A 15,084-nucleotide genomic window follows, 5' to 3' on the forward strand; every position below is an offset into this window, starting at 1 on the left:
AAAATAGACCTACGCACCACACCAGTATCTCTTGCCGAGGAAAAAACTAATTTATCATTATAATAAGCAGGAGAGAATTCAGAAACACTAGAGTTCATTTCTAAATTTTTAATGTTGTACCTACCGGAGTTTTTTTCAATTACGTTAAGATAATCTGTGTTGTTTTCAAATAATGAAGCTCTAGAATCGTATTGTTTTAAGTCATCAAACTTACGCATCCAAGCGTCCGACTTGTTGTATTGACCAATAGACTTTAAAGACAAAGCATATTTGTAAATTTCTTCAGGATCAAGGTTAGCACCTTCTAAATTAACTAGTTTTTCATACCATTTAGCAGCATTTTCATACCTAGCATTAAGGTAATTAGAGTTCGCTAGTTTTCTGTAAATTGTTTCAGAAGTATATCCTAGGTCAATAAGTCTTTCATAAACGTCAATAGCCTCTGCGTATTGGTAGCTTTCAAACTTATCATCGGCCCTTTTCTCTTTTTTAGTTTGTGCATTTGTAAAAGCACAACAAAACAAAAAGGCAAGTGTTATGTATTTAAATTTCATTTGTTTTGTTTTTTTAGAAGAATCTAGGGGTAATTACTTTTTTATATCTTGATCTTAGCTCGTACCTTAAAAATACTTCAAAAGAGCCATCGTTAAAAGATGTGTTTCCAAGGTCTGTGGTTTCTTTATCATAGGCTAAACCAAGCATTAATTGGTCACTAAGTTGAAATCCCACCAGCGCACTAAGAGCCGCATCCCAACGGTAAGCCGCTCCAAAGCTAAATTTATCTTTAAGTAAAAAAGTAGCGGATAAATCTGCTTGTAATGGCGCTCCTTTAACCGCTTTAATAAGTGCCGCAGGTTTAAGTTTTAAGTCTCTATTAAGTTCAAAAACATATCCTGTAATTAAATACAAGTTCATACGCTCTACGGCAACAAAAGAACTGTTTTGTCCTTCTGAATTATCAAAATGTTCGGTTTCTAAAAAGTTAGGTACCGATATACCCGCATAGAATTTATCAGTATGGTAATAGATACCAGCTCCAAAATTAGGGGAGAATTTTTTCTCGATATCATCATATCCAGCAGGGGTAGACTCTTGCCTGTAATTAGCAAGTTTAGAAAAGTCAAGATTTAAGAAATGCCCACCAGCTTTAAGTCCAAACGATAGTTTACCTTGATCCCCAGTAGGAACTGTATATGAGAAAGCAGCATCTATGTACGTATCTTGATTGGTACCGTTACCAATTTCATCATGAACTACAGAAAGTCCAAGTCCCACTCTTCTAGAGACAGGAGAGTTAAGGTTAAGAGTTTGAGTAGTAGGCGCACCATCAAGTCCTACCCATTGCGATCTATGCAGTGCAGCAATACTAAATACACCTCTAGATCCAGCGTATGCAGGGTTAATAGCAATGGTGTTATACATATATTGGGTGTATTGAGCATCTTGTTGAGCAGAAGAGTTCTGCACAGCAAGAAAAATAAGAACAATACTAACAAATAATTTTTTCATAATTTATGATTTATGCGTTTAATGGTTGTGTTTAAAGTTACCTATTTAGATATAAATATCCGGCTTTAGATTTGTTTAGTCCGTTATTATTGTAATTAATAATGTAGTAGTAAACACCAGCAGGAAGTTCTTCATTTTTATTAATTACGACTCTCCCGTTAGATATACCTCTAAAAACGTTAGAACCACGATCATATCCATTAGTTTCAAAAACAATAACACCCCATCTGTTATAGATTTGTACAGTATTGTTAGGGAACTGCTCAATATTAATAATTCTAAAGTAACCATCATCTACACCAGGCCCCACAAGGTCGTTGTAAATAGAGATATCACAAGCAGAACCTTCAGGAGGAGTACCACCAATATTATCACAAGGATCAAGTGGGTTTGTTTCATCATCTACTTCTTTACCATCTAAAATTAAATCACCATCTGAATCTGGGTTAAAAGGATCAGTACCTAAAGCCGCTTCTTCCGCGTTAGTTAATCCATCCATATCACAATCACTAGAGTCTAGAGGAGTACCACCGTTAGACTCACAATCATCAAGCGGGTTGGTATTATCGGTAACTTCTTGTCCGTCTAAAATGGTATCACCATCTGTATCAGGATTGTTAGGATCTGTACCTAAAGTTACTTCTTCACCATCTAAAAGTCCATCATTATCAGAATCAGGATTATTAGGATCAGTCCCAATGGAAGCTTCTTCAGCATTAGTTAACCCATCATTATCACAATCACTAGTTGGTAAAGGTGTACCACCTACAGAATCGCAATCGTCTAAAGGATCTGTACCATCTGTAATTTCTTGTCCGTCAGAAATCCCATCGCCATCTGTATCAGGGTTATTAGGGTCTGTGCCTAAAGTAGCCTCTTCATTATTTGTAAGTCCATCACCATCTGAGTCTACAGATATAGTAACAGCTCCAGTACCGCTGTTGCCGGCATTATCAGTAGCAATAATATCTATAACATCCTCATCAGTCAATACCGGAAAAGAACCGTTAATTGGCGATTGCGTTTCAGTATCTAAACTCCAGTTTCCTGCAGAGTCAGTTGTAACGGCATATGTAACATCTATTATATTATCACCATTTGTATCAAGTTCAATAATAAGAGCCTCATTAGCATCTCCTTGACCTGTTAATACTGGATTAATATCTGAAGTACTAAAGCTATCTACAATTGGCTGTGAATTATCTAAAGTAATAGGATCATTGTCTGTAGCTGGGTTAAGAGCAACATCGGTAACATCAGCGGTTACAGTAATTATTCCGTTAGTTAAGCCCGAAATATCTGCATCTGCTGCAGTCCAAGTATTACCAGTAACAGTAGCCGTTGTGGTTACTGTATTTGTACCATCAGAAAAAGTTACTGTTACAGTTTGTCCGTCTTCAACATCGGTAGTAATACCAGATATAGTTACATCACCATCTTCCGATGCATTTACAACATCATCACCTTCAATAGGTGTTGTAATATCAATAGTTGGTAATGTGTTATCTAGAGTAATAGGATCATTATCCGTAGCAGGATTAAGTGCAACATCGGTAACATCTGCGGTTACAGTAATAGAACCATTAGTTAAGCCCGATATATCTGCATCTGCCGCAGTCCAAGCATTACCAGTAACAGTAGCCGTAGTGATTACCGTATTTGTACCATCAGAAAAAGTTACTGTTACAGTTTGTCCATCCTCAACATCAGTAGTAGTACCAGAAATGGTAACATCACCATCTTCTGCAGCATTTACAACATCATCACCTTCAATAGGAGTTGTAATATCAATAGTTGGTAATGTGTTATCTAGAGTAACAGGATCATTATCCGTAGCTGGGTTTCCTGCTACATCGGTAACATCTGCAGTTACAGTAATAGAACCATTAGTTAAGCCCGAAATATCTGCATCTGCTGCAGTCCAAGTATTACCAGTAACAGTAGCTGTTGTGGTTACTGTATTTGTACCATCAGAAAAAGTTACTGTTACAGTTTGTCCGTCTTCAACATCGGTAGTAATACCAGATATAGTTACATCACCATCTTCCGATGCATTTACAACATCATCACCTTCAATAGGTGTTGTAATATCAATAGTTGGTAATGTGTTATCTAGAGTAATAGGATCATTATCCGTAGCAGGATTAAGTGCAACATCGGTAACCTCTGCGGTAACTGTAATAGGTCCGTTAGTTAAACCAGAAATATCTGCATCTGCAGCTGTCCAAACATTACCAGTAACAGTAGCCGTTGTGGTTACCATATTTGTGCCGTCACTAAACGTGACTGTTACAATTTGATTATCCTCAACACCTGTGGTAGTACCAGAAATGGTAACATCATTATCTTCAGCAGCGTTTACAACATCATCTCCCTCAATAGGAGTTGTAATATCAATAGTTGGTAATGTGTTATCTAGAGTAACAGGATCGTTGTCCGTAGCAGGATTAAGAGCAACATCGGTAACATTAGCGGTAACGGTAATTGTTCCGTTGGTTAAGCCCGAAATATCTGCATCTGCCGCAGTCCAAGTATTACCAGTTACAGTAGCAGTTGTGGTTACCGTATTTGTACCATCAGAAAAAGTTACGGTTACGGTTTGTCCGTCCTCAACATCAGTAGTAGTACCAGAAATTGTTACGTCATTATCTTCCGATGCATTTACAACATCATCACCCTCAATAGGTGTAGTTATGTCTATTGTTGGTAATGTATTATCTAAGGTAATTGGATCATTATCCGTAGCAGGATTAAGAGCAACATCGGTAACATTAGCGGTAACGGTAATAGGTCCGTTTGTTAAACCAGATATATCTGCATCTGCCGCAGTCCAAACATTACCAGTAACAGTAGCCGTTGTGGTTACCGTATTTGTACCATCAGAAAAAGTTACTGTTACAGTTTGTCCGTCTTCAACATCGGTAGTAGTACCAGAAATGGTAACATCATTATCTTCCGATGCATTTACAACATTATCACCCTCAATAGGTGTTGTAATATTAATAGTTGGTAATGTGTTATCTAAAGTAACAGGATCGTTGTCCGTAGCAGGATTAAGAGCAACATCGGTAACATCTGCGGTAACGGTAATAGGTCCGTTAGTCAATCCAGAGATATCTGCATCTGTTGCCGTCCAGGTATTACCAGATACAGTAGCTGTGGTAGTCACAGTATTTGTGCCGTCACTGAAAGTGACTGTAACAATTTGATTATCCTCAACACCTGTGGTAGTACCAGAAATAGTTACATCACCATCTTCCGATGCATTAACTACATTATCACCCTCAATAGGCGTTGTAATATTAATAGTTGGTAATGTGTTATCTAGAGTAACAGGATCATTGTCCGTAGCCGGGTTAAGAGCAACATCTGTAACATCTGCGGTAACGGTAATAGCACCATTATTAAGTCCTGATAAATCTGCATCTGCCGCAGTCCAAGCATTACCAGTAACAGTAGCCGTTGTGGTTACCGTATTTGTACCATCACTAAAAGTAACTGTTACTGTTTGTCCGTCTTCAACATCTGTAGTAGTACCAGAGATTGTAACATTTTTGTCTTCGGACGCATTAACGATATTATCACCCTCAATAGGTGTTGTAATATCTATGGTTGGTAATGTATTATCTAGAGTAATAGGATCATTGTCCGTAGCTGGGTTAAGTGCAATATCTGTAACATCTGCAGTTACAGTAATTGTTCCGTTAGTTAAGCCAGAAATATCTGCGTCTGTTGCTGTCCAAGCATTACCAGATACAGTAGCTGTGGTAGTCACAGTATTTGTGCCGTCACTAAACGTGACTGTTACAATTTGATTATCCTCAACACCTGTGGTAGTACCAGAAATGGTAACGTCATTATCCTCCGACGCATTAACTACATTATCACCCTCAATAGGTGTTGTGATGTCTATAGTTGGTACTGAATTTTCAAGCGTAACAGGGTCGTTGTCCGTAGCAGGATTTCCTGCAACATCTGTAACATCTGCGGTTACAGTAATTGTTCCGTTAATTAAGCCCGAAATATCTGCATCTGCCGCAGTCCAAGTATTACCGGTTACAGTAGCAGTTGTGATTACCGTATTTGTACCATCACTAAAAGTTACGGTTACGGTTTGTCCGTCCTCAACATCGGTTGTTGTACCAGAAATGGTAACGTCATTATCTTCCGATGCATTTACAATATCATCACCTTCTATAGGAGTTGTAATATCAATAGTTGGTAATGTGTTATCTAAAGTTACAGGATCATTGTCCGTAGCAGGGTTTCCTGCAACATCTGTAACATCTGCGGTTACAGTAATAGAACCATTAGTTAAGCCCGAAATATCTGCATCTGCCGCAGTCCAAGCATTACCAGTTACAGTAGCCGTGGTGGTTACCGTATTTGTACCGTCACTAAAAGTGACTGTTACAGTTTGATTATCTTCGACATCGGTAGTTGTACCAGAAATGGTAACATCATTATCTTCAGAAGCATTTACAATATTATCACCTTCAATAGGAGTTGTGATGTCTATAGTTGGCACCGAATTTTCAAGCGTAACAGGGTCGTTGTCCGTAGCAGGGTTTCCTGCAACATCTGTAACATCTGCTGTAACGGTAATTGTTCCGTTAGTTAAGCCTGAAATATCTGCGTCTGCGGCTGTCCAAGCATTACCGGTTACAGTAGCCGTTGTGGTTACCGTATTTGTACCATCACTAAAAGTAACGGTTACAGTTTGTCCGTCCTCAACATCGGTTGTAGTACCAGAAATGGTAACGTCATTATCTTCAGCAGCATTTATAATATCATCACCTTCTATAGGTGTAGTTATATCTATTGTGGCATCTACATCGTGTATAATATCTCTTGTTGCTTGGGTAGCAGGGTTACCAGCTAGGTCAGATACGTTAGCTATTATTGTTTCTAAAGCATCAAGTGCTTGAGCATCTGCAGCAGTTATATCTAATGTCCAAGTTCCTGATGAAACAATAGCAGTGTAAGTGCTACCGTTTAGGTTAACAGTTACAGTCTGTCCGTCTTCAGCATCCGTAGTACCAGAAATTGTTACAGGTGAATTATCTTCTACTGCATTTATAATATCATCTACGGCAACAACATCTATAGCAATTACAGGGTTAGTTACATCTACAGTTAGTAAAGCAGGGTTAGATACCACCGGAGAACATACATATGAAAGCTCTGTAACTATTACTCTATATTGATATCCGTCTTCAGTAACGGTAATTCCAGATAAGGTTAAAGTAGGCGAGGTACTTCCTGTATATATATCAGCAGTGTTTGTATCGTCAATATCTACAAACCCACTTCCTGATTGATCATCTACTTGCCATTGGTATAACAAGTTTGTTCCCGTAGCAGTTACCGAAAAGGACTCTGATGTATCTGCATTTGTAATAATGTCCTGTGGTTGGTCTGCAGCATTGGCAATAGTAGGAGCAACTCCAGGTTGTTGAAAATCGTACTGCGAATTACTTGCGCTGTCTAGATTGTTAGGAACGGTATAGCCATCTGTAACATCAGTATCAATAACAATTCCGTTAGCATTTACAGTTGTTGGTGTGTCACCAAGTATACCATCTCCATTAGGATCTGTAAAACCAGCTTCAGTAACATCATTACATAAATCACCATCCGCATCTAATTCTAAAAAGTCAGGTATTCCGTCTGGAGTACTTTCAGAGTCAGCTAAAGTATAGTTAACTGTTCCGCTGTTTTCTTGTCCGCTATCTTGTACACTATTAGGAACACCGTCTGTGCCAACAGCACCATTTACTATTCCGTTGGAGTGTGCTTGGTTGCTTCCGGACTCAACAGTATCGTAAATACCATCATTATCAGCATCTAAGTCAAAATGGTTAGGAACACCATCACCATCAGTGTCAAATGCATCAACAATACCATCATTGTTTAAATCATTGGTTGCATTTGTGTCTCTAAAATTAAGTATATTATTATTGTCATCGTCAGCACTAGGGTCAACGCCACCAGGACTTTCTGCTGTATCTAGAATTCCATCGTTATCATCATCTAAATCAACCGAATCAGGAATTCCATCATTATCATTATCTGCTATACCAGCTTCACGGTAGTCTACTTCCGGTGTTTCATTAATAGCAATATTTGGCAGGTCTTGTGCTCCATTGTTTTGATCGTCATTAGTATCATACAAACCACCTGAAGTATCTACATCATCAAACTCATCTAAAAGACCATCACCATCAGAATCTAAATTGTTTGAAGGGGAATTAAATCCTGCTTCTTCCGTATCACTTAATCCATCATCATCTGTATCCAAATCTAAATAATCAGGTATTTCATCTATACCCGTCTTTTCAGGAGTTAAACCGTTAGGATAATTTGTATCTAAACCGTTTGCGTCAAAAGTACTTGATGGAGCCACATAACCTATTGTAGGTTGTGCCTCTACATTGTCTGGTATACCATCATTATCAGAGTCTATATCTAAATGATCTTCTATACCATCATTATCACTGTCTATACCTTGATATATAGTATAAACAGGAGCTGTTCCAGGTCCTGAAGCAGTAGTTGTAGAGCCATCTGTATTATTAGAAGAAGTAGTATTGTTTGGAGTATATAAACCGTTAATATCACAAGTTTGAAACAATACAGACCCCAAATAAGTGTTAGAAGAAAAACTAGGCTGTAGTTCTCCACTAAATGTGATGTCTAAATTTGTTGTTTCATAAAAATTAAAATAAGCTGCTAATCTTGGACCAAAATCAATATTATCCCAAGTTTGTGCAGGTCCTTGAAAAGTGGCTGTACCTGTAGCTAGATTTTCTGATACCGTAAGTAACGAATTGCTGTCTATAGCATACAATCCTGGTCTTGTTAGGGTAACACTTTCCCTAGCGTTGGCTCCATCAATATCATAGATAACACCACCAAACCTTATTAGGTTAACTTGAAAATTTGTTCCTGTTGCAACTAAACGCACATTAAATGATATACCACCAGTAGCACCGGCACCTCCACCAATTGTAAAACTTGGTTGCCAAGCATTTGCACTACCAGTTGAGCTGTCATCTATAGAGGTTAAAATTGCATTGTCAATATCTGTAATTCTTACAATAGCATCTAACACACCCAATGATGAACTTACCACTGTAGAGAATCTGTATTCTGCACCTATTGTACCCGCTCCAGATCCACCGCCTATATATGTACCTCCATTAAATGAGCCAGCAGGTATGCCACAAGCATCACCTTTTGTATCTGTAGGTGTAAATCCTAAAGATTCTACATAATCTAAAATACCATCATTATCATCGTCAATATCTATATCATTATTAACGTTATCACCATCTGTATCAATAGGATCTACGTGTGTTGTTGGGTCTCTAAAATCTACTTCAGAAGTAAAAGGATCTTGATCGTTAGGAAAAGTTGATACTTGTTGATTGCTATTTGTTGGACCGTTTGGATCTGCAATTCCATTAGGTTCCGTTGTGCTGTTATCAAAACCGTCGTCTAGACCATCATTATCAATGTCAGTATTGGTAGGTACTGTATCTGCAGAGTTATCTGCGTCTACATCATAAGCTTCAACGTAATCTGTTAAGCCATCATTATCAGAATCCAAATCTCTAAAATCTGGACTATCCGTACCGTCTGAATTAGCCGGCTGATTAATTGAAACACCAGAACCTGCCGCAGTCTCGTAATTATCTGCAAGTCCGTTACCGTCACCATCTACGCTAGGTAACACATATCCAGAAGTAGATTGCCATTCAATGTTATCAATAATACCATCATCATCACTGTCTAAATCTAAATAATCTGGGTTAGCGTCTCCATCTGTATTTTCTGGAGTATTTGTAAAAGAACCACCGTTATCTGTATCAAAAGCATCGTCTATACCATCGTTATCAGAATCATTTCCGGTACTTTGAACTAAACTAGCATCAGATTGAGATTCAACGGTATCCGTGATACCATCATTATCAGAATCTATATCTAAATAATTAGGACTTCCAGACCCATCACTATCAACAGGAACATTTGAAACCCCATTACCATCAACGCCACCATCTTCAGCGCTATCCGGAATTCCGTTAGTTCCAACATTACTTTCTCCCGTGTCTATAGATCCATTTCCATCTAAATCTAGGTTACCATTGCCCGTTTCTACAATATCAGGTATACCATCATTATCACTATCCAAATCTAAATAATTAGGAACACCATCATTGTCAAAATCTGAAGTGCCTTCTACAACATCTGTAATACCATCATTATCGTCATCTTCATCTATATTATCAGTAATACCATCGCCATCATTATCTAAGTTATATGTTTTAGTAGTAGCGGCAGAATTAGAGTTTCCTGCAGCATCAGTTGTTGTAACACTTCCTTCAATAGTTAAATCTGCATCTTCTTGTAATTCAGAACCAGGAACATCAATACTAAAAACACCACCAGAATCTACAGTACCAGTATAATCTGTACCGTTAACGGTTATTGTAACCGTATCTCCAGTATTGAAGTCTCCACTTACAGTACCAGTTATTGCAATGTCATTTGCAGCCTCTGTAGCAGTAACCAAGTTATTTGCAGTTACATTATCTATAACTATAGTTGGTACAGGAATAGAATTATCTAAACTAATAGGGTCATTATCCGTTGCCGGGTTAAGAGCAACATCGGTAACATCTGCGGTAACGGTAATAGGTCCGTTAGTTAAGCCTGAAATATCTGCGTCTGTAGCTATCCAAGAATTAGCGTTAACAGTAGCAGTTGTGGTTACAGTATTTGTGCCATCACTAAAAGTAACGGTTACTGTTTGGTTGTTCTCTACACCAGTAGTTGTACCAGTTATAGTAACATCATTATCTTCTGCTGCATTAACAATATTATCACCCTCAATAGGTGTAGTTATGTCTATTGTTGGTAATGTGTTATCTAGAGTAATTGGGTCGTTATCCGTAGCAGGGTTAAGAGCAACATCAGTAACATAAGCAGTAACGGTAATAGGTCCATTAGTTAAACCAGAGATATCTGCATCAGTAGCTGTCCAATTACCACCACTAACTGTAGCGGTAGTGGTTACAGTATTTGAGCCATCAGAAAAGGTAACAGTTACGGTTTGGTTATCTTCTACACCTGTAGTAGTACCAGAAATGGTAACATCGTTATCTTCATTTCCGCTCACTACGTTATCACCTTCAATTGGCGTTGTAATATCTATTGTTGGCAGTGTACTATCTAATGTAATAGATTCATTATCCGTAGCTGGGTTAAGAGCAACATCGGTAACATCTGCAGTAACGGTAATAGGTCCGTTTGTTAAGCCCGAAATATCACCATCTGCCGCAGTCCAAGCATTACCAGTTACAGTAGCCGTTGTGGTAACAGTATTTGTACCATCACTAAAAGTAACGGTTACGGTTTGTCCGTCTTCAACATCAGTAGTAGTACCAGAGATGGTAACATCATTATCTTCCGATGCATTAACTATGTTATCACCTTCAATAGGTGTAGTTATGTCTATTGTTGGTAATGTATTATCTAGAGTAATAGGATCATTATCCGTAGCAGGATTACTTGCAGCATCGGTAACATCTGCGGTAACGGTAATAGGTCCGTTTGTTAAACCAGAAATATCTGCATCTGCAGCTGTCCAAGCGTTACCAGTAACAATAGCCGTTGTGGTTACAGTAGTTGTACCATCAGAAAAAGTAACGGTTACAATTTGATTATCTTCTACACCGGTAGTAGTACCAGAAATGGTAACATCACCATCTTCAGCAGCGTTTACTACATTATCACCCTCAATAGGTGTAGTAATGTCTATTGTTGGTAATGTGTTATCTAAGGTAATAGGATCATTATCGGTAGCTGGGTTGAGAGCAACATCGGTAACATCTGCGGTAACGGTAATGGGTCCGTTAGTCAATCCAGAAATATCTGCATCCGCAGCTGTCCAAGTATTACCACTAACCGTAGCAGTTGTGGTTACCGTATTTGTACCATCAGAAAAAGTAACGGTTACGGTTTGTCCGTCTTCAACATCGGTTGTAGTACCAGAAATGGTAACGTCATTATCTTCCGATGCATTTACAATATCATCACCCTCAATAGGAGTTGTAATATCAATAGTTGGTAATGTGTTATCTAGGGTAATAGGATCATTGTCCGTAGCTGGGTTTCCTGCAACATCGGTAACATCTGCGGTTACAGTAATTGTTCCGTTAGTTAAGCCTGAAATATCTGCATCTGCAGCTGTCCAGGCATTGCCACTAACCGTAGCAGTTGTGGTTACCGTATTTGTACCATCAGAAAAAGTTACGGTAACAATTTGATTGTCTTCAATACCAGTGGTAGTACCAGAAATGGTAACATCATTATCTTCCGATGCATTTACAACATCATCACCCTCAATAGGTGTAGTAATATCTATTGTAGGTGGGGTTTTATTTCCTTTTAATGTAATAATTAAATTAGCGGTGTCAGAATTAGAACCGTCAGACAATCTGTATTGAAAAGTTTCGGTAAGTGTTTGACCAATTAATAGCCCAGCAACAGCGGTGTTGTTAATGTCTGGAGTATATGTATAGCTACCATCACTATTTACTGTAATAGTACCATAAGTTCCTGTATATACCGTATTAACATTGGTACCACTACCATCTATTTCTGTAATTTGTATGTCTGGGTTATCTCCTTGCCAGTAAATATCAGACACACCCGCTATTTGAGCAGTAGGGTTTGCATCGGTAACATCTGGACCATAATTATATCCTAACCTTAATTGGTTTATAGGTTCATTAAAAAATACATTAACGTTACCGGTAGCATCACTTTCTATAGCGTTTCCTGTACCATAAAATGTGTTACTAGCAGTATTAACTACACCACCAGTGGTAACATACGTATAGTTAGACGCTGTACCGTCTAAAGAACCTCTTATAGTAATTTGATCTTGCCAAGTTGTACTTTGCGAATAATCTATATCCGTAATTAAAAAACCTAAGTTAAACACTGGTTCACTAAAAGTTATAATTAACTCTGTGTCTCCAGATGGGTTAGTAGCTGCATCTATCTGGTAAAGTAGGTAACCTGTATGCCCTCCATTAGTAGCGGTAGTTAAAACTATTTGGTTGTTAACTGTACCTATAGATGAAGGATCTGTAGATGTAAAACCAAGTTGTACACCACCAATTGTTTTAGATTTTCCGTTTACTGTTTCTCCGTTTGCAAATTGGTTTTCCCAAACTAATGTAGATAAACCTCTATCTACATAATCTGCACCATCAACTCCAATATCAGTAATTATGTTACCAGAAACATCATTTTCTACAACCACAGTTATTTCGTCTGTATTGTCTAAGGCTATAGGAGCTTCATCTACACCATTAATAGTTATGGACAAAATTCCATAATCAATAAAACCATCTTGATCTGTTATGGTGTAAGAAACAATGTCTTGTAAAATTTCTCCATTCTTTAATCCGGTAACAGATGAGTTTGCCTCATTAACATCATATACATAACTACCGTTTGCTTGTATGGTTACACTACCATATAAAGTGTTGTACGGTGTTCCTACTTGGGTAGGATAAACATCTATTTCAGAAACAAAAATATTATTCCCGGTATCAGCAGTACCATCTGTTAGTACATTTCCTGTTATTGTACCTGTAGAACTAGCGCTTATACTATTAATATTATCGTATGCAACAGGGGCAGTATAAACATTAATTAGAGTTTGGGAGGCACTAGACTGAGAACTTGTATCTGTAACTTGTATATCAACAGTTCTAAGCCCGTCAGTTTGTGAACTGGATAAGTTTCCGTAATAAGTTCCTGCAATAAATGCTTCAAAAGAAGCATTAGGTATTGGATTTCCTGAAGATTCTGTAATTAAAAAAGTAGTGCCCGATGTTTGGGTTACTAAAATACTTGTTCCTGCAAAATTATAGGTATTAGAAGGGTATGGTGGAGTTCCGTTTAAATAAAAAAGAGTAAAACCACTACCATCATTAAAAGCAAGTAATTCTTCATTCGGAAAGTCAACCACTCCAGTTAAAGAAATAGTAGCACTTAAAATGGTTCCTGCATCTGAAATTAACGTAGGCGCTATACTTATAGGGTATACATTTGATGTTGTAGGATCTACATTAAATTGATAATTGTTTCCGGGAGTATTGGAATTTAAATCTAATACAGGATTTGCATAGATTAGGTTTTCGCTAAAGAAAGTTGTTTTAGTCTTATTGTATGATTGTAGGTTTATTGGGATGCTAAAGTAAAAAATTGCAAGTATTAGTATTTTACTTACAAGTGATTTTTTTGGGTTTGGTGGTAATCTTCTTCTCATAGATATATTATTTTAACTGGGGACCTTTTAAATAATTGAAAACGATATGTGTAGAATATTATAAATAAGTTTGGTTTACATATGTGTTAGCTTTTAAGAGTTTTTTAATATTAACAATTCTTCAATTAATTATAGTAATTATATTACAATATAGCAAATATATATACAGTTTATCCGATTTTTGATTGCTATTTCAATTATTGTTTTGATGTAATTGTTAATTTTTTGTTATTTATTACAAATAGTTAATAATAGTTACTATTAGTAATTTTAGTTTGCCATTGCTTTGTATACCTACGTAAATATTTTTTTTTGGTTTGTTTTTTTATTTTTTTCTTGATAATAGAACTGTTAACAAGATGCAATAGTTAGATTATCTTTTGAGCTCTAAAAGTTAAAGGAATACTAAAGTCTGGTTAATTGTATTGGATAGTTAACGTACGTTCATATATTTGAATCTTGTTTTTTCTCGAAAAACAGGTCTCAATCAAAACAAGATCAAACATATTTTTATGAAAAGGATTACAAAAAAAGAATTATTTTTTGAAAAGACACTTAAGTTAATAAGTGAAAAAGGCTTTAAGGCCACCACAATGCGAGACATTGCTCATGAATTAAATTTTGAAGTAGCTAATGTTTACAATTATATAGATTCTAAAGAATCTTTACTAGAAGATTATTTATTTAGCACCTTAGAAGAATTTGTAGTTTATTTAGATAATATTATGAATTCTTCTTACTCTCCTGTAGAAAAGTTAAAGTTTGTAATATCTAAGCACGTTCAGTATACACTTAATAAGCCTTATGAGGTTTCTCTTTTTGTATACGAGTGGCGTAATTTAAAAGGAGATAAATTAGAAGAGTTTAAATTAAAAAGAAGTGGTTATATTAGCACTGTAAGCAATATAATTGATGAAGGTATCTCTGAAGGTTCTCTTCGTAAAATGGATAGTGAATTTGCAACTTTTATGGTTATATCTTCTATGCGTTGGTTATTTAGTATGATTACTAATGATGATATAAAAGTAAACCCAATAGAGATAGAAAAGCAGTTAACAGATTTTATATTTAAAGGGATAGAGAATAAATAATTAAATGTGTTTATTATAAAAAAGAGGAAGCTTTTGGCTTCCTCTTTTTAGTTTTATGTTGTTTTGTTTTTTTAGTTTTTAATTACAATAAACTCAGACCTTCTGTTTTTTTGGTGTTCTTCTTCAGAACATTTG

At 36.8% G+C, this 15,084-nt stretch carries 4 protein-coding genes; 1 reads left to right on the plus strand and 3 read right to left on the minus strand.

What is annotated here, in order from left to right; translation table 11 throughout:
• The 3 genes from BFJ87_RS09290 to BFJ87_RS09300 form a co-directional block, all read right to left on the minus strand.
• Positions 1-554 (minus strand): tetratricopeptide repeat protein (locus BFJ87_RS09290; protein WP_420836113.1); only part of this gene is annotated, 554 nt, incomplete at its 3' end.
• A 13-nt stretch (positions 555-567) separates the two neighbouring features.
• A complete protein-coding gene (locus BFJ87_RS09295) occupies positions 568-1,509 on the minus strand; it encodes a PorP/SprF family type IX secretion system membrane protein (protein ID WP_077403228.1) in 942 nt (313 codons plus the stop codon).
• Positions 1,510-1,546: 37 nt separating this feature from the next.
• Positions 1,547-13,858, minus strand: a complete 12,312-nt coding sequence (locus tag BFJ87_RS09300) for an Ig-like domain-containing protein (protein ID WP_077403231.1) — start codon at positions 13,856-13,858, stop codon at positions 1,547-1,549.
• 512 nt (positions 13,859-14,370) lie between these two features.
• On the opposite strand from BFJ87_RS09300, the gene BFJ87_RS09305 reads away from it, so the two are divergent.
• Complete coding sequence (locus BFJ87_RS09305) at positions 14,371-14,949, plus strand: TetR/AcrR family transcriptional regulator (RefSeq protein WP_077403234.1); 579 nt, start codon at positions 14,371-14,373, stop codon at positions 14,947-14,949.
• The last annotated feature ends 135 nt before the right edge of the window (positions 14,950-15,084 follow it).

It is taken from the genome of Cellulophaga omnivescoria (assembly GCF_001999725.1).
Classification (GTDB): Bacteria; Bacteroidota; Bacteroidia; order Flavobacteriales; family Flavobacteriaceae; genus Cellulophaga; species Cellulophaga omnivescoria.

Coding starts and splice junctions, on each gene's coding strand:
- BFJ87_RS09295 (WP_077403228.1), bottom strand. CDS start 1,509: ATGAAAAAATTATTTGTTAGTATTGTTCTTATTTTTCTTGCTGTGCAG.
- BFJ87_RS09300 (WP_077403231.1), bottom strand. CDS start 13,858: ATGAGAAGAAGATTACCACCAAACCCAAAAAAATCACTTGTAAGTAAA.
- BFJ87_RS09305 (WP_077403234.1), top strand. CDS start 14,371: ATGAAAAGGATTACAAAAAAAGAATTATTTTTTGAAAAGACACTTAAG.